Source organism: Citrobacter sp. MGH105, assembly GCF_001037485.2.
GTDB classification, from domain to species: Bacteria; Pseudomonadota; Gammaproteobacteria; order Enterobacterales; family Enterobacteriaceae; genus Citrobacter; species Citrobacter portucalensis.
Genome location: NZ_CP073048.1, coordinates 1,707,884 through 1,725,511 on the forward strand (window position 1 = coordinate 1,707,884; position 17,628 = coordinate 1,725,511).

The 17,628-nt window shown below is 52.2% G+C and carries 11 protein-coding genes; 8 read left to right on the forward strand and 3 right to left on the reverse strand.

All coding sequences use genetic code 11. The features are described 5' to 3' along the window. Positions 1 to 77: 77 nt before the first annotated feature. Entirely contained in the window at positions 78 to 2,924 is a 2,847-nt protein-coding gene (gene rcsC, locus SK35_RS08025; protein ID WP_048215881.1) for a two-component system sensor histidine kinase RcsC, read from the forward strand. Between the two features lie 118 nt (positions 2,925 to 3,042). Here the strand turns inward: rcsC and rcsB are convergent, their stop codons facing one another. Continuing rightward, positions 3,043 to 3,693: a response regulator transcription factor RcsB gene (rcsB, locus tag SK35_RS08030; RefSeq protein WP_003027592.1), complete on the reverse strand. Its 651-nt coding sequence runs from the start codon at positions 3,691 to 3,693 to the stop codon at positions 3,043 to 3,045. Positions 3,694 to 3,709: 16 nt separating this feature from the next. Beyond that, entirely contained in the window at positions 3,710 to 6,379 is a 2,670-nt protein-coding gene (gene rcsD, locus SK35_RS08035) for a phosphotransferase RcsD (RefSeq protein WP_048215882.1), read from the reverse strand. Between the two features lie 738 nt (positions 6,380 to 7,117). Between rcsD and SK35_RS08040 the strand changes: the two genes are divergently transcribed. The 6 genes from SK35_RS08040 (at position 7,118) to mgtE (ending at position 14,456) form a co-directional block, all read left to right on the forward strand. Continuing rightward, complete coding sequence (locus tag SK35_RS08040) at positions 7,118 to 8,233, forward strand: porin OmpC (protein WP_048215883.1); 1,116 nt, start codon at positions 7,118 to 7,120, stop codon at positions 8,231 to 8,233. A gap of 114 nt (positions 8,234 to 8,347) precedes the next feature. Beyond that, positions 8,348 to 9,400: an FAD:protein FMN transferase ApbE gene (gene apbE / locus SK35_RS08045; protein ID WP_048215884.1), complete on the forward strand. Its 1,053-nt coding sequence runs from the start codon at positions 8,348 to 8,350 to the stop codon at positions 9,398 to 9,400. A 79-nt stretch (positions 9,401 to 9,479) separates the two neighbouring features. After that, positions 9,480 to 10,544: a bifunctional DNA-binding transcriptional regulator/O6-methylguanine-DNA methyltransferase Ada gene (ada, locus tag SK35_RS08050; RefSeq protein ID WP_048215885.1), complete on the forward strand. Its 1,065-nt coding sequence runs from the start codon at positions 9,480 to 9,482 to the stop codon at positions 10,542 to 10,544. Further along, entirely contained in the window at positions 10,544 to 11,194 is a 651-nt protein-coding gene (gene alkB / locus SK35_RS08055) for a DNA oxidative demethylase AlkB (RefSeq protein WP_048215886.1), read from the forward strand. Before ada ends, alkB begins: the two co-directional genes overlap by 1 nt. A gap of 75 nt (positions 11,195 to 11,269) precedes the next feature. After that, positions 11,270 to 12,913, forward strand: a complete 1,644-nt coding sequence (locus SK35_RS08060; protein ID WP_048215887.1) for a multidrug ABC transporter permease/ATP-binding protein — start codon at positions 11,270 to 11,272, stop codon at positions 12,911 to 12,913. A 106-nt stretch (positions 12,914 to 13,019) separates the two neighbouring features. After that, positions 13,020 to 14,456 (forward strand): magnesium transporter, encoded by a 1,437-nt coding sequence (gene mgtE / locus SK35_RS08065; RefSeq protein ID WP_008785304.1) that lies wholly within the window; start codon positions 13,020 to 13,022, stop codon positions 14,454 to 14,456. Here mgtE and SK35_RS08070 read toward each other — a convergent pair. After that, positions 14,419 to 15,666 (reverse strand): SulP family inorganic anion transporter, encoded by a 1,248-nt coding sequence (locus SK35_RS08070; RefSeq protein WP_048216404.1) that lies wholly within the window; start codon positions 15,664 to 15,666, stop codon positions 14,419 to 14,421. The two genes, mgtE and SK35_RS08070, sit on opposite strands and share 38 nt — an antisense overlap. Before the next feature lie 278 nt (positions 15,667 to 15,944). On the opposite strand from SK35_RS08070, the gene mqo reads away from it, so the two are divergent. Further along, positions 15,945 to 17,606, forward strand: coding sequence for a malate dehydrogenase (quinone) (gene mqo, locus SK35_RS08075; RefSeq protein ID WP_003834639.1), 1,662 nt, complete (start codon positions 15,945 to 15,947; stop codon positions 17,604 to 17,606). The last annotated feature ends 22 nt before the right edge of the window (positions 17,607 to 17,628 follow it).

A 17,628-nucleotide genomic window follows, 5' to 3' on the forward strand; every position in this document is an offset into this window, starting at 1 on the left:
AATGGCATTGCGACAAAAGACATTTACCGCTACCTTAACCACACTCTATTAATGCCCTGAGGCGGAGCTTCGCCCCTTTGAAATACCTTGCTTCCGTTCATTCAACCCTAAAAGTCTCACGCTACCTGTTCAGAGCGTTGGCGCTCGTCATCTGGTGTCTGATTGCGTTCGCCTCCGTGTTCTACATTGTGAATGCGCTGCACCAGCGAGAGTCTGAGATCCATCAGGAACTTAATCTCAGCTCCGATCAGGCCCAGCGCTACATTCAGCGCACATCTGATGTCATTAAAGAGCTTAAATATATTGCCGAGAATCGCTTAACGGCGGAAAACGGTGTGATGTCGCTGCGGGCGCGAGATGATAAAACCGTCGTGCCTAATTTTGAGCCGCTGTTTGCCGACTCCGACTGTTCTGTCATGGGCAATGCCTGGCGAGGTTCTCTGGAATCACTGGCATGGTTTATGCGCTACTGGCGCGACAACTTTTCCGCCGCCTATGATTTAAATCGAGTGTTCCTGATCGGCAGCGACAACCTCTGTATGGCCAATTTCGGCTTGCGTGATATGCCCGTCGAACGTGACGAGGCCCTGAAGGCGTTGCATGAGCGCATTATTAAGTATCGCAATGCTACGCAAGACGAAAACGGCAACAACCTGTTCTGGATCAGCCAGGGGCCGCGTCCGGGAGTAGGGTATTTCTATGCGCTGACGCCGGTTTACCTCGCCAACCGCCTCCAGGCGCTGTTGGGCGTAGAGCAGCCTATTCGCATGGAGAATTTCTTCACGCCGGGTAGTTTACCGATGGGCGTGACCATCCTCGACGAAAATGGGCATGCGCTAATTTCTCTCACCGGCCCTGAAGGGAATATTAAGGCTGAGCCTCACTGGATGCAGGAGCGCTCCTGGTTTGGCTACACGCCGGGTTTCCGCGAGCTGGTATTGAAGAAGAATCTGCCTCCGTCCTCCCTGAGCATCGTGTACTCCGTTCCGGTCGATCTGGTGCTGGAACGGATCCGCATGATGATCCTGAACGCTATCTTGTTGAACGTGCTGGTTGGCGCGGCATTGTTTATGCTCACGCGCATGTATGAACGGCGCATTTTTATTCCGGCGGAAAGTGATGCTCAGCGGCTGGAAGAACATGAGCAGTTTAACCGTAAAATCGTAGCTTCTGCGCCGGTGGGTATTTGTATTCTGCGCACGATGGATGGGATTAACATCCTGAGTAACGAACTGGCACACACCTATCTGAACATGTTGACGCATGAAGACCGTCAGCGGCTAACGCAAATTATTTGCGGCCAACAGGTCAATTTTGTTGATGTGCTAACCAGCAACAATACCAATCTGCAAATCAGCTTTGTGCACTCGCGCTATCGCAATGAAAACGTGGCAATTTGTGTCCTGGTTGATGTCAGTGCGCGCGTTAAAATGGAAGAGTCGTTGCAGGAGATGGCGCAGGCGGCGGAACAGGCCAGCCAGTCCAAATCGATGTTCCTTGCGACGGTGAGCCATGAGCTACGTACACCGCTATATGGCATTATCGGTAATCTTGATTTGTTGCAAACCAAAGAGTTACCGAGTGGGGTGGATCGTCTGGTAACGGCGATGAATAACTCTTCCAGCCTGCTGCTGAAAATTATCAGCGATATTCTCGACTTCTCAAAAATTGAATCTGAACAGCTGAAGATTGAGCCGCGAGAGTTTTCACCGCGTGAAGTCATGAACCATATTACGGCTAACTATTTGCCGCTGGTGGTCCGCAAGCAGTTGGGGTTGTACTGCTTTATCGACCCGGATGTGCCCGTGGCGCTGAATGGCGATCCGATGCGTTTACAACAGGTGATTTCTAATCTGCTGAGTAACGCAATCAAGTTTACCGATACCGGTTGTATTGTGCTGCACGTGCAGTGCAGCGGCGACTACCTGAGCATTCGAGTGCGTGATACCGGTGTAGGGATCCCTGCCAAAGAGGTGGTTCGGTTGTTCGATCCTTTCTTCCAGGTTGGGACTGGCGTTCAGCGTAATTTCCAGGGAACGGGGCTCGGTTTAGCTATTTGTGAAAAACTGATCAGCATGATGGATGGGGATATTTCCGTCGATTCCGAGCCGGGAATGGGGAGTCAGTTTACGCTGCGTATTCCGCTTTATGGCGCACAGTATCCGCTGAAAAAGGGGGGTGAAGGATTGGCAGGCACGCGTTGCTGGCTGGCAGTACGTAATGCGTCACTGTACCAATTTCTCGAATCCAGCCTGACGCGTAACGGGATGACGGTGCTGCGATATGAGGGACAACAGCCCGATGCGGATGACCTGCTGGTGGCTGACGATGTGCTGGAACAGGCCTGGCAGGGACGGGCAGCGGTAATTTTCTGCCGCCGCCATATTGGCATTCCGCTGGAAAGAGAGCCTGGAGAATGGGTACACAGCGTGGCGTCACCGCACGAACTGCCTGCGCTGTTGGCGCATATCTACAGTGTAGAGCTGGGGAGTGAAGATCTCTCCACGGCGCTGCCAGCCCCGGATAAAGCCGGTGCGACGAACGATGACATGATGATCCTGGTTGTTGACGATCACCCTATCAACCGGCGCTTACTGGCCGATCAGCTGGGATCGTTGGGATATCAGTGTAAAACGGCGAATGACGGTGTGGATGCGCTCAATGTACTCAGCAAAAACCATATCGATATCGTGCTGAGTGACGTCAACATGCCAAATATGGATGGTTATCGCCTGACGCAGCGTATCCGCCAGCTAGGGTTAACGCTGCCTGTTGTGGGGGTAACGGCAAACGCGCTGGCCGAAGAGAAGCAGCGTTGTCTGGAATCAGGTATGGATAGCTGTCTGTCCAAGCCGGTGACCTTAGACGTATTGAAGCAAACGCTGGCGGTCTATGCGGAAAGAGTGAGAAAAACGCGGGGATAGGGGATAAAAAAGCCGGATGGCGGCGTTAGTCTTATCCGACCTACGAAACGTGCACGATGCTGTTTATTCGTAGGCCTGATAAACGCAGCGCCATCAGGCATTTTGACGTGATAAAGAATTACTCTTTGTCTGACGGACTCAGCGTCACGGAGGAGAGGTAATTCAGCAGTGCGATATCGTTTTCCACACCAAGCTTCATCATTGCCGATTTTTTCTGGCTACTGATGGTTTTAATGCTGCGGTTGAGCTTTTTGGCGATCTCAGTAACCAGGAAACCTTCGGCAAACAAGCGCAGAACTTCACTCTCTTTCGGTGACAGACGTTTGTCGCCATAGCCGCTGGCGCTGATTTTCTCCAGCAGACGAGACACGCTTTCCGGGGTAAATTTCTTACCTTTCTGCAGCGCGGCCAGCGCTTTTGGCAGGTCGGTTGGCGCGCCTTGCTTCAGTACGATCCCTTCGATATCGAGATCCAGTACCGCGCTCAGGATAGCCGGATTGTTGTTCATGGTCAGAACGATAATCGACAGGCTTGGGAAATGACGCTTGATATATTTAATTAACGTGATCCCATCACCGTATTTATCTCCCGGCATGGAGAGGTCGGTAATCAACACATGCGCATCCAACTTAGGCAAATTGTTGATCAGTGCAGTGGAGTCTTCAAATTCGCCGACAACATTTACCCACTCGATTTGCTCAAGTGATTTACGAATACCGAACAGTACAATCGGGTGGTCATCGGCAATAATTACGTTCATAGTGTTCATGTATTGGGCTACCTTGCTACAGCAAGCTCTTGACGTAAACGTCAATGTCGCTGATGTATTTTTCTATACCTGGAGCATCTTTCTCTTGAATAAGATGTTCCAGCGCTTCACATAACTGCTTGCCGGGTACCAGATTAAGCATGGCAAACACGCCTTTCAGGCGATGGGCCGTTTGGGCTAATGCAGCGAAATCGCTGATAGCCGCCTCAGTATACAACCTCTTAACATCATCCGGTACTGTGTCTACAAAGAGTGCGTAGTAACCACTGGCATGAAGTTCGGCGTTTTCATCTCCGCCGAGGGGGAGTTCCTGGAACTCTTCTTGTGCCAGCTGCTCTTCAATCAGCTCAAGGACAGCTTCCTGCATAGCATTGCTCATATTAAAGTTGACGCGCAGTTGGCCTGGGCCAATTTTCCGTACGCCAGACTCATCATCGCTTAAAAGTAGGCCTGAGGCAGTAAGATTAGACGGATTATCCGTTAAAAAGAGATCATATTCTTGACTATTCAACCGTTCATCGGGCGTGATGCAGGTTGCCCCCCAGTTTTCCAGCTGACGTAATACAATGCTACGTACGTCATTTGAGGTGACATCAACCATTACGCAGACGTCATCCAACAGGCGCTCTTCACTATCAGCATGTTGATCGTGCAGCGGCATTTTAACATGGACGATGTAACGTGTTCCAAGTTCTTCCCGTGCTTTAATATTCAGGTGTCCGCCAAGTTTGCGGGCTAACTGATCGCACAGCCAGAACGTCAGCGGGTTGGCTTTGCCATACCGATCGCCCTGCGTGTCATTAATGAATGGGAAATGGAGATTATCAACTTCATTTAATGTGACGCCTTCCCCGGTATCCAGAATGCGGAAGGTCAGGCGTTCGGCCTCTGACTCATCCTGGTCGACTTCCAGCGTGATTTTACCAATCTGCGTGGTGGTTACCGCATATTGGATCAACAGCAGCAAAATACGGCGCAAGGCATCGCGATCGCCACGGCGTTCGTCATGGGCGCTTAAGTGATTTTTAATCAGCAGCTGCAGCCCTTTACGCTTAATGGCCGGCAGAACCTCCGGAACCACGTCGTCAATTAATGCCTGCACGGAAAACAGTGTGGATTCACCTTTCCAGGCATCGTTCTCCAGCAGGTTGGCTAGCTGGATTTCGTCCACCATGCGCACCAGAACGTCGGCCTGATTGGCCAGTTTCTGGCTGTCTGGTGTATTGAGAGCGGCGGCATTAGCAGCCAGCGTTTTCGCGGGGTCTTTCAGCGCGCTGCCAATATTCTGCATAAAGGCCGCGCGGGCCTGCTGGTTTTTCTCATACAGCCGCTGTGCTTGTTTCAGTTTCTTATTGACCAGCACCTCGCGGTCCTGGTCACGAATGATAAAGATCTGCGTTCTCGGGGAGATCTGGCTGCGAAACAGTCTGATCTCATACAGTTCATTATTGATGGTGGCCTGAATCACTCCCTGATGCTGCTCTGCCATATTGGTAATGTTTTGCAGATTTAAATGCGGCAGCAGGTGGTCGGCAATTTTATTGCTGATAACCGTGCGGTTTGCTTCCTGATCGTGTACCAGTAATCCCAGCGGCAGAAGGGAAACAATCTCTTCATTGATTGCGCGCAGAACACGCAGTTCGTTATTTGCCGCAAGGTTTGGCGCCACTTCAGTCGAACGGGCAGGGAGGTGGCGAAAGGTGGTATAGCCAAACAGCGCCAGAGCCAGTAACGCAATGTTCAGCAAAAGCGGTAGCAGAATGCTTTGCAATGTGTCGAGCAGCAATGAGCCAAACGGAACCTGCCACACCAGCCGCATATCCGTTGAGTTTAGCGCCGAAGAGATCTCAATTTTACTGTTGTTGAAATTAATGCTGACGCTGTCAGGCGACTCTTTTTCATTCAGGTGCTCGGTCGTTGAGGTGGCATCAGGTTCCAGATGGAAACTGTCCAACGGCATCCCGGGAGGGATCAAGTCATTAATCGGCAGGTCAAAGGCGACAACCGTTGCCAGATGTCCTGGCTGATTAAAGGTCGTGCGTAGCGTGAAGTAATGCCCGTTTTGCCAGGCCAGACGGCGCAGTGAAGAGAAGCTTTCACGTTCATCCAGCGCATTAGCCTGTTGCAGCATCTCAGCGCGCCGAGAATCCACAATATTCCCAATCGTCGATTCTTTAAAACCAGAGGTCAGATCTTTCAGAGGTAACGTCGAGATTAGGATCAGGCTGTTGTCCTGACCATTCAGGTAATACATTGACCATGGGACATTCTCCGCGCCCCACAACGTGTCCAGATACGTTGAAATACGCTGGGTCATTTCCAGTGTAGAACTGTCATGCGAGCCGAAAATCAGCGCTTCAGTCTTTCTGCGGGGTTTCTCAAGATAATAGATATCTTGTTTCAGACGCGTTTCCTGTAGCCCATCTGCGCCTGGTGAACTGGTTGTAGCGGCAATATTGTCATAGATTTGCCAGGTCACGTATCGCCAGGTATCGACCCTTTTATGAATGGCATGGGTAATATCGACAATCTGATAACTCTTATCCTTTAGCCAGGTGTTGACGGCGCTCTGGACCATAACACCCATCATCACCAACAGCACAACGATCAGTAATAAGAAGAAACGGGTAATACTTCCTGGTAACAGGGAGAATCGGGTGGAAACCGTTGTGTCAGACTGACTCATTCGTGTTTATGACCTGTTAAACGACGCGAAAGATGAAGGGGCAGTATAAAGGGTAATGTATGAATTACCACACTTACACCGCGCGGCATAGCTTGCATTTTTTACGCCTCATTTTGTTGCAGCCATGACGGTGCAAAGGTGTACAGTGGATAAAGGCGGGTACAAATATTTGTACGGAAAGTATACATTTAGCATTAAATAACAAGAAATTATTTATCAAATTTATATCTGATCACAACGCTACGAGATAGTTAATAGTCGTTATAGTTTTGCATCGGTAGCACAGAAAGGTAAGTTTTGTGTAAAGAAGGGTAAAAAAAAACCGAACGCTGAGCATTCGGCTGAAATAGGGGTAAACAGACATTCATAAATGAATGACGGTAATAAATAAAGTTAATGATGATAGCGGGTCTATTTTAGTTGCGAGTGAAGATTTTGTTTTGTCATTCAGTGCTATAAGATTTTTTTGTGTAACGCATTGATTTTAAAGAGTATTGAAATGATTCTTGATTATTTGTGCTTATTTCGACTGTTTTTTGATTTTAAAAAAGTTCCCTCGCATTAACATTTGGAAACATCTATGCCGATAAATGAAACACCTTAAAAGTTTTAGTATCATATTCGTGTTGGATTATTCTGTGTTTTTGCGGAGAATGAAGTTGCCGACTGGTTAATGACCTTAATCAGTATGCAGTGGCATAAAAAAGCAATAAAGGCATATAACAGAGGGTTAATAACATGAAAGTTAAAGTACTGTCCCTCCTGGTACCAGCACTGCTGGTAGCAGGCGCAGCGAATGCGGCTGAAATTTATAACAAAGACGGCAACAAATTAGATCTGTACGGTAAAGTCGATGGTCTGCACTATTTCTCCGACAACAAAGGTGATGATGGTGACAAGACTTACATGCGTATCGGCTTCAAAGGCGAAACTCAGGTTAACGACCAACTGACCGGTTACGGCCAGTGGGAATACCAGATTCAGGGTAATGCGGCTGAAAGTGAAAACAACGCCTGGACCCGTGTAGCGTTTGCGGGTCTGAAATTCGCTGACGTAGGTTCTTTCGACTACGGTCGTAACTACGGCGTAGTTTACGACGTAACGTCCTGGACCGACGTTCTGCCGGAATTCGGCGGCGATACTTACGGTGCTGACAACTTCATGCAGCAGCGTGGTAACGGCTTCGCGACCTACCGTAACACCGACTTCTTCGGTTTGGTTGATGGCCTGAACTTTGCCATTCAGTATCAGGGTAAAAACGGTAGCGTAAGCGGCGAAGACGAGAACGGCAGAACGTTCACTGGCGTGACCAACAACGGTCGTGACGCGCTGCGTCAAAACGGCGACGGCGTTGGCGGATCTATCACTTATGATATCGGTGAAGGCTTCGCACTGGGTACTGCTGTCACCAGCTCCAAACGTACTGACGAGCAGAACCGTTTGAACTTCGGTACTGGCGACCGTGCTGAAACCTACACTGGTGGTCTGAAATACGACGCGAACAACGTGTACCTGGCAGCACAGTACACCCAGACCTACAACGCAACGCGTGCGGGCTCTCTGGGCTGGGCTAACAAAGCACAGAACTTCGAAGCCGTTGCTCAGTACCAGTTCGACTTCGGTCTGCGTCCGTCCGTGGCTTACCTGCAGTCCAAAGGTAAAGACCTGGGCCGCGGCTATGGCGACGAAGATATCCTGAAATATGTTGATGTTGGCGCGACTTACTACTTCAACAAAAACATGTCCACCTATGTTGATTACAAAATCAACCTGCTGGATGACAACCAGTTCACTCGTGATGCTGGCATCAGCACCGATGACATCGTAGCACTGGGCCTGGTTTACCAGTTCTAATCTACATTATGTCTATCAAAGGCCCTGCGGGGCCTTTTTTAATGCCGTTTTTTCGCCGTACAAACAACGATTTTTGGTGTACTCTTGCGCCCGTTCGCATGAGGATAATTACGTATGGAAATGAATTTTTATCGCGCAGCACTGCTGGCTGTGGCGATCTTTTTTGTCGGGTGCGATGAGGCCCCGAAACCTGCTCAGACCACAACACCTGCCATCGTTCTGGAAGGTAAAACGATGGGCACTTTCTGGCGGGTCAGTGCGGTAGGCGTAGATGCCAAACGCGCCAGGGAACTGCAGGCCAAGATCCAGACCCAGCTTGATGCCGATGATCAACTGCTCTCCACCTATAAAAACGATTCTGCGTTAATGCGCTTTAACCTGTCGAAAAGTCTGTCGCCGTGGCCGGTTAACGACGCCATGGCGGATATCGTGACTTCGGCGCTACGCATTGGTGCAAAAACCGATGGGGCCATGGATATCACCGTGGGGCCGTTAGTCAACCTGTGGGGCTTTGGCCCGGATCAGCAACCGTTGCATATTCCCACCCAAGGGCAAATTGACGCTGCAAAAGCGCAAACCGGGCTTTCTCATCTGAAAGTCGTGAATGAAGCGCATCAGAACTACCTGCAAAAAGACTTGCCGGATCTGTATGTGGATCTCTCTACCGTTGGTGAAGGGTACGCCGCCGATCATCTGGCTCGATTGATGGAGCAAGAAGGGATCGCCCGTTATCTGGTTTCCGTTGGTGGTGCACTGAACAGCAGAGGAATGAATGCTGAAGGGCATCCGTGGCGAGTGGCGATCCAGAAACCGACCGATCGCGAAAACGCTGTGCAGGCGATTGTCGACATTAACGGGCACGGCATTAGCACCTCCGGCAGCTACCGGAACTATTATGAGCTGGACGGTAAGCGCCTTTCCCATGTTATCGACCCGCAAACCGGTCGCCCGATCGAACATAATTTGGTGTCCGTAACGGTGATTGCGCCAACGGCGCTGGAGGCCGATGGCTGGGATACCGGATTGATGGTGCTCGGCCCGGAAAAGGCCAAAGAAGTCGTGCGTCGTGAAGGGTTGGCGGTCTATATGATTGTGAAAGAGGGCGAGGGGTTTAAAACCTGGATGTCGCCGCAGTTTAATAGCTTTCTGGTCAGCGAAAAAAATTAAAAAGCAAGATTGCGGGTTTTTATGCCCGACGATGGGGACACACTGAGGCTAAGCGCTATGCTTAACAAAGGAGTCCGAAATGAAAAATCGTTTATGCATCACTGACGATGACCGTTGGCAGTCCGTTGTGGATCGCGACGTTGACGCCGACGGTCAGTTTGTTTTTGCCGTCCAGACCACCGGTATTTTCTGCCGTCCGTCCTGTCGGGCAAAACATGCGCTGCGCAAAAATGTCCGTTTTTATGCCGATGCCCAGCAGGCACAGGATGCCGGGTTTCGCCCCTGTAAGCGCTGCCAGCCGGATAAAGACAGCGCGCAACAGCATCGGCTGGACAAAATTGCCCGCGCCTGTCAGTTGTTGGAGCAAGAGTCACCTCTTACGCTGGACGAGCTGGCACAGCAGGTGGCAATGAGCCCGTATCACTTGCATCGTCTGTTCAAAGCCACGACGGGCATGACCCCGAAAGTGTGGCAACAATCATGGCGTGCTCGCCGTCTGCGCGATGCCCTGGCGAAAGGTGTTCCGGTTACACAGGCGATTCTCAACGCCGGATTCCCCGACAGCAGCAGCTACTATCGCAAAGCCGATCAAGCATTAGGCATGACGGCAAAGCAATTTCGTAAAGGTGGCGACAACGTTTCTGTACGCTATACCCTCGCAGATTGCGCTCTGGGTCGCTGTCTGGTGGCGGAAAGCGAGCGGGGTATCTGCGCGATCTTGCTTGGCGATGATGACGCTACGTTGGTTGCGGATCTTCATGCGCTGTTTCCCGCCGCGCAGGATGTCACTGCAGATGCCAATTTTCAGCAGCGCGTGCGCGAAGTGATCGTAGCGATCAATTCGCGTGACGCGTCGCTATCGCTACCCCTAGATATCCGGGGCACCGCATTTCAGCAGCAGGTGTGGCAGGCGCTGCGCACAATTCCGTGCGGCGAAACAGTGAGCTACCAACAGCTGGCCAGCGCCATCGGCAAACCGAAGGCGGTGCGCGCGGTGGCCAGTGCCTGTGGGGCCAACAAACTGGCGATTGTTATCCCGTGTCACCGGGTGATCCGTGGCGATGGCGCACTTTCGGGCTACCGATGGGGTATTGCGCGCAAGGCGCAGTTACTGCAACGGGAAACTACTGGCGAGGAAACATAATGCTCGATCTCTTTGCGGATGCGAAACCCTGGCAGGAGCCGCTGGCGTCAGGTGCGGTTATTCTGCGACGTTTCGCTTTTGACTCTGGGCCCTCTTTACTGCAGGCGATAGCGGCTGTCGCCAAACAGTCGCCGTTTCGCCAGATGGTGACGCCCGGCGGCTATACGATGTCGGTGGCGATGACCAACTGCGGCCATCTGGGCTGGACGACGGATCAGCATGGCTATCTTTATTCTCCGTTTGATCCACTCACCGGCACGCACTGGCCGCCGCTACCGGATGCGTTCGCTGATTTGTGCCAACAGGCGGCGACGGCGGCGGGCTATGCTGATTTTCAACCCGATGCCTGCCTGATTAACCGCTACACGCCAGGGGCAAAACTGTCCTTACATCAGGATAAAGACGAGCCCGACCTGCGGGCGCCAATTGTATCTGTATCGCTGGGGCTACCAGCCATCTTTCAATTTGGCGGCTTGCGCCGTAATGACCCTTTAAAGCGTTTACTGCTGGAACACGGCGATGTCGTGGTGTGGGGCGGTAATTCGCGGCTGTTTTATCATGGGATCCAGCCGCTTAAGACGGGCTATCATCCGTTGACCGGAGACTGTCGTTACAATCTGACTTTTCGCCAGGCAGGTAAAAAAGAATAAAAATAAGAATTATTATTGCTGTCAGCGAAGAGATGTTTAAACTGCGGGCTGTTATTACTTGTCCGGGTTGTGTGCATGGAACTTTTACTTCTTGTCTGGCGGCAGTATCGCTGGCCATTTATCAGCGTGATGGCGCTCAGCCTCGCCAGCGCCGCGTTGGGGATTGGGCTGATTGCGTTTATCAACCAGCGCTTGATCGAAACGGTCGACACCACGCTGATGGTGCTTCCGGAGTTTCTTGGCCTGCTGCTGTTGTTGATGGTTGTCACCCTCGGTTCTCAGCTGGCGTTGACCACGCTGGGTCACCACTTTGTCTACCGCCTGCGTAGCGAATTTATCAAACGAATTCTGGATACTCACGTCGAGCGTATTGAACAGCTTGGCAGCGCCTCGTTGCTGGCCGGTTTAACCAGTGATATCCGCAACATCACCATCGCCTTTGTTCGTCTACCTGAGCTGGTGCAGGGGATTATCCTGACCATAGGATCGGCGGCGTATCTGGCGATGCTGTCGACCAAAATGCTACTGGTAACGGCAATCTGGATGGCAATCACCATCTGGGGCGGATTTGTGCTGGTGGCGCGGGTGTATAAACACATGGCCACCTTGCGCGAAACTGAAGACAAGTTGTACAACGATTATCAGACGGTGCTGGAAGGGCGCAAAGAGCTGACGCTTAACCGCGAGCGCGCCGAGCATATCTTTAATCAGATGTACGTCCCGGATGCCAAAGAGTATCGCCACCATATTATCCGTGCCGATACCTTCCACCTGAGCGCGGTTAACTGGTCGAACATTATGATGCTGGGTGCCATTGGCCTGGTGTTCTGGATGGCTAACAGTCTGGGATGGGCTGATACCGCCGTGGCAGCGACCTATTCTCTGACGCTGTTATTCCTGCGAACACCGTTGCTCTCTGCCGTTGGCGCGCTGCCGACGCTGCTTACCGCGCAGGTGGCGTTCAACAAGCTGAATAAATTCGCACTGGCACCTTTTAAGGCCGAATTCCCACGCCCAACCGCGTTTCCCAACTGGCAAACGCTGGAGCTGCGCAACGTGGTTTTCCACTATCAGGATAATGCGTTTTCCGTAGGGCCGGTGAATCTGACGATTCATCGCGGTGAACTGATCTTTCTGATTGGCGGTAACGGTAGCGGAAAATCTACGCTGGCGATGTTACTGACCGGTCTATACCAGCCGCAGTCAGGCGAAATATTGCTTGATGGTAAGGCCGTTGCCGTTGAAAAACCAGAAGACTACCGCAAGCTATTCTCCGCCGTGTTTACCGACGTCTGGCTGTTCGACAAACTGCTGGGGCCGGAAGGTAAAGAGGCTAATCGGCAACTGGTCGCGAAGTGGCTGGAACATCTGAAGATGGGTCATAAGCTGGAGCTGAGCGATGGTCGTATCCTCAATCTGAAGCTGTCGAAAGGGCAGAAGAAACGCGTGGCGCTGCTGCTGGCCCTGGCGGAGGAGCGCGACATCATTCTGCTGGATGAATGGGCTGCCGATCAGGATCCCCATTTCCGCCGGGAGTTCTATCAGGTGCTATTGCCTTTGATGCAGGAAATGGGGAAAACCATTTTCGCCATCAGCCACGACGATCACTATTTTATTCACGCCGATCGTCTACTGGAAATGCGTAACGGACAGTTGAGTGAACTGTTGGGCGATGAACGTGACGCCGCCTCGCGCGACGCGGTGGCTCGCACAGCCTGATCCTTCAGTGCCGCCGGTTTTTTAGCCACCCGGCGGCACTGTTTATTGTTATTTACATAAATCGGCATCATGATTAATGATATTTCATATCATGGATTTATGATTAATGTCCGTAATAAACAAAAACAGCGCCAGACTGCGTGATGAAGAGCGTGCGCGCCTCATCTGGCTGCTGACCACTGATAAAGCCATTATTTCAACGCTGTTGGGCAAGCTTACCCTGGCTGAGCAATATGACGTCGGTACGTTAGCCGACGATATTGCTGAGGTAGGGGCGCTGGTGGCCCACCTGCCACCGCCTGACCTCGCCGATACCCTCGAAGCTTTGCCCTCTGAAGAGCGCCACGCCCTGTGGCGACTGGTCGAAAATGAAAAGCGCGGTAACGTCTTGCTTGAGGCGTCTGAAAACGTCTGGGACGACCTGATCGATGAGATGAGCGACCGCGAGCTGCTGGATGCGCTGCAATATCTCGATATCGATGAACAGATTTACCTGGTGCAGCATTTGCCTCGTAACCTTACCGGTCGTCTGCTGGCGACGTTACCGGCAGAGGAGCGGACGCGCGTCCGCCAGGTGCTGCACTACGAGAAAAATAGCGTCGGCGCGATCATGGAGTTCGAGGTCATCACTGTGCGTCCGGACGTGACGCTGGAAGTGGTGCAACGCTACCTGCGGCGGCTGGGGAAAATGCCGGAGAATACCGATAAACTTTTCGTGACCGATCGCAATAAAGTTCTGGTTGGCGAACTGACGCTAACCTGCATTTTACTCAATGATGTGCAGCGAAAAGTCAGCGAGGTGATGGAAGATGACCCACTCACCTTTTCTCCTGAAGATATCGCCGAAAACGCTGCGCGTACCTTCGAACGCGACAACCTGGTCAGCGCCGCGGTGGTTGACCCTTCCGGTAAACTGATGGGCCGTTTAACCATCGATGAGATCGTCGACGTTGTCTATGAAGAAACCGACACCGATCTGCGTCGAATGGGGGGCTTAAGCGCCGAAGAGGACGTGTTTGCGCCTGTTACCAAAGCGGTAAAAACCCGCTGGGCGTGGTTGGCCGTTAACCTCTGTACCGCCTTTATCGCCTCGCGGGTGATCGACGGTTTTGAACATACGATTTCGCAACTGGTGGCGCTGGCCTCGTTGATGCCGATTGTGGCGGGTATCGGCGGCAATACCGGGAATCAAACTATCACTATGATCGTCCGCGCGCTGGCGCTGCAAAATATTCAGCCGGGGAACCTGACGTTTCTCATCCTGCGCGAGATGGGCGTGGCGCTAATCAACGGCCTCGTGTGGGGCGGGATTATGGGCGGCATTACCTGGTGGCTGTACGATGATATGGCGCTCGGTGGTGTGATGACTCTGGCGATGATGCTCAATCTGCTGATGGCGGCGTTGATGGGGGTTATCATTCCGATGACGATGGTGAAGCTCGGGCGCGACCCGGCGGTCGGCTCGAGCGTCATGATAACCGCTATCACTGATACTGGTGGTTTCTTTATTTTTCTCGGTCTGGCAACGCTGTTTCTGATGTAGTCGCCCGTTTGCGTCTGACGATACGCGGTAGAATAAGCATCGTCATCACCCCGACAACCACGCCAATCGCCAGGTTGCCGGTAGAAACCGTGGCAGCGACGGTCACCAGCATCACCAGCGTTTCAGTGACGGGCAGTTTCGTCAGCGTGGCGGGCTGGATGCTGTGCCAACTGAAGGTTTTCACCGCCACAATCACCATAATCCCCGCCAGCACCGACATGGGTATTTTCGCCATCACTTCGCTTAACGCGGTGACCAGCAGCAACAGCACCAGTCCGGCGGCAAACGTCGAGACGCGGCTGCGTCCTTTACCCATCTCGACGTTAACGATGGTTTGACCAATCATTGCGCACCCGGCAATACCGCCATAAAATCCGGCCAAAATATTGGCAATCCCCAGTCCGGTGCTTTCGCGATTCTTATTCGACGGCGTCACCGTCAGGTCATCCACCAGACGGGCGGTTAACAGCGACTCCATCAAACCAACAAAAGCGATGCTCAGCGCGCAGGGCCAGATAATCGCCAGCGTGTGCAGGTTGAGCGGTACGAGTAACTGCGTTAATCCTGGCAGACCGCCGCTCATTGAACCTTCATCACCGACGGTCGGTAACAGTTGCCCGCTGGTGACAGTGAACACGGTCAGCAGCACGATGGCGATAAGCGGTGCGGGAATTGCTTTAATAAACCGCGGAACCCACAGCACAATCAGCAGCGTCAGGACAAACAACCCCCAGATGAGCGGGCTTTTGCCCCAGAAATGCGGGACTTGGGCAAAGAAAATCAATATACCCAGCGCGTTAACAAAGCCGGTCATCACGGCCGTAGGGATGAATCGCATCAGACGTGCCATTCCCAATACACCAAACAGGATCTGAATCATCCCGGCCAGCACCACTGCAGGCAGGATGTATTGCACGCCGTGTTGATGCACCATCGGACCAATCACCAGCGCGACCGATCCTGCAGCGGCGGTAACCATTGCGGGACGACCGCCTAAAAAAGACATCGCCAGGCACAGTACGACGGAGGCGATCAAACTGACTTTAGGATCAACGCCTGCGATCACGGAAAACGAGATTACTTCCGGGATCAGCGCCAGGGCGGTTACCACACCGGCCAGCGTTTCGCGCACCAGCAGACGGGGTTGGCGGAGCACGGCGCGGGTCGTGTGTTCCGAGACTGTGGCAGAGGAATGTTGAGTTGCAGACATAGTTACACTCAGGTCAAAAATGGCCTGATACAGCAGACCGACAGGCATCCGTGCGGTGAATAGCAAAGCGCAGCATAGTACCCGTCAGATGGACCGGTTTCCAGAAATAATTGTCAATAACCGCATAAGCTATCAACGTATTAATAACATTTTTAAAAATTAAATATAATTTATAAACTTTATTTAATTATTTTTACTTAAGTGTTACCGTTGGTGCCGCTCGATTTTCACCTGCATTAAAAGCAAAAAAGCGATACTAAAAGTAAGGCATTAACATTATGAAAAAAGTGACTGCCATGCTCTTCACCATGGCCGTTGGGCTGAATGTTGTCTCGATGGCGGCAAAAGCGAAAGCGGCGGAAGAGCAGGAAACGGATGTACTGTTGATTGGCGGCGGCATCATGAGCGCCACGCTGGGAACCTATTTACAGGAGCTGGAGCCGCAATGGTCAATGACCATGGTTGAGCGACTGGATGGTGTAGCGCAGGAAAGCTCAAACGGCTGGAATAACGCCGGAACCGGCCACTCCGCACTGATGGAGCTGAACTACACGCCTAAAAAGGCCGACGGTAGCATCAGCATTGAAAAGGCAGTCGAAATTAACGAAGCCTTCCAGATTTCCCGCCAGTTTTGGGCCTATCAGGTCAATAATGGCGTAATGCATGAACCACGCTCGTTTATCACCACCGTTCCGCACATGAGTTTTGTCTGGGGTGACGAGAACGTGAACTTCCTTCGTGCCCGTTACACCGCACTGCAGCAGAGCACGCTGTTCCGTGGTATGCGCTATTCAGAAGACCACGCGCAGATCAAAGAGTGGGCGCCGCTGGTCATGGAAGGTCGCGATCCGCAGCAGAAAGTCGCGGCAACGCGTACCGAGATTGGTACTGACGTGAATTACGGCGAAATCACCCGCCAACTGATTACCTCATTGCAGAAAAAGCCCAACTTTGCGCTGCAGTTGAGCACCGAAGTGCGTGGCTTTAAGCGTAATGCCGATAATAGCTGGACTGTCACAGTCGCCGATCTGAAAAATAACGAAGCGGAACACGATATCAAGGCGAAATTTGTCTTTATCGGTGCCGGTGGCGCTGCGCTGAAGCTGTTGCAGGAAACCGACATTCCGGAAGCGAAAGGCTATGCCGGATTCCCGGTGGGCGGGCAGTTCCTGGTTGCAGAAAATCCGGATGTGGTCAATCGCCACCTGGCGAAAGTGTACGGTCAGGCCTCCGTTGGCGCGCCGCCGATGTCTGTACCGCATATCGACACCCGTATCCTTGATGGCAAGCGCGTTGTGCTGTTTGGGCCATTCGCGACATTCTCCACCAAGTTCCTGAAGAATGGTTCATTGTGGGATCTGCTCAGCTCGACCACCACCTCAAACTTTATGCCGATGGTCAACGTGGGTCTGGATAACTTCGATCTGGTGAAATATCTGGTGAGCCAGGTGATGCTCAGCGACGACGACCGTTTTGCTGCGCTGCAAGAGTACTATCCGCAGGCGAAAAAAGAAGACTGGCGTTTATGGCAGGCTGGCCAGCGTGTGCAGATCATCAAAAGCGATGCGGAGAAGGGCGGCGTGCTGCGTCTGGGCACTGAAGTCGTCAGCGATAAAGAAGGCACGATTGCAGCGCTGCTGGGAGCTTCTCCGGGCGCATCAACTGCGGCACCGATCATGCTGCATCTGATGGAAAAAGTGTTTAAAGATAAAGTAGCCAGCCCCGAGTGGCAGGCGAAGCTGAAAACCATTATTCCGTCTTATGGTACTAAGCTGAACGGTAACGTTGAGGCTACGGAACAAGAGCTGCAGTACACCAGTGAGGTTCTGGGTCTGAAATATGACAAGCCGCAGGTTGCTGATGAAGCGCCGAAACCACAGCTGAAACCTCAGGCACAACCTCAGCCTGAACAGAAAGCCGTCGCGGATATCGCGCTGTAAAATAAAATGCCGGATGGCGCTG

What these genes read in the sequence shown, in the direction of transcription:
- rcsB (WP_003027592.1), bottom strand. Translation starts at nt 3,693, where the DNA reads ATGAACACTATGAACGTAATTATTGCCGATGACCACCCGATTGTACTG.
- rcsD (WP_048215882.1), bottom strand. Translation starts at nt 6,379, where the DNA reads ATGAGTCAGTCTGACACAACGGTTTCCACCCGATTCTCCCTGTTACCA.
- SK35_RS08040 (WP_048215883.1), top strand. Translation starts at nt 7,118, where the DNA reads ATGAAAGTTAAAGTACTGTCCCTCCTGGTACCAGCACTGCTGGTAGCA.
- apbE (WP_048215884.1), top strand. Translation starts at nt 8,348, where the DNA reads ATGGAAATGAATTTTTATCGCGCAGCACTGCTGGCTGTGGCGATCTTT.
- ada (WP_048215885.1), top strand. Translation starts at nt 9,480, where the DNA reads ATGAAAAATCGTTTATGCATCACTGACGATGACCGTTGGCAGTCCGTT.
- alkB (WP_048215886.1), top strand. Translation starts at nt 10,544, where the DNA reads ATGCTCGATCTCTTTGCGGATGCGAAACCCTGGCAGGAGCCGCTGGCG.
- SK35_RS08060 (WP_048215887.1), top strand. Translation starts at nt 11,270, where the DNA reads ATGGAACTTTTACTTCTTGTCTGGCGGCAGTATCGCTGGCCATTTATC.
- mgtE (WP_008785304.1), top strand. Translation starts at nt 13,020, where the DNA reads ATGTCCGTAATAAACAAAAACAGCGCCAGACTGCGTGATGAAGAGCGT.
- SK35_RS08070 (WP_048216404.1), bottom strand. Translation starts at nt 15,666, where the DNA reads ATGTCTGCAACTCAACATTCCTCTGCCACAGTCTCGGAACACACGACC.
- mqo (WP_003834639.1), top strand. Translation starts at nt 15,945, where the DNA reads ATGAAAAAAGTGACTGCCATGCTCTTCACCATGGCCGTTGGGCTGAAT.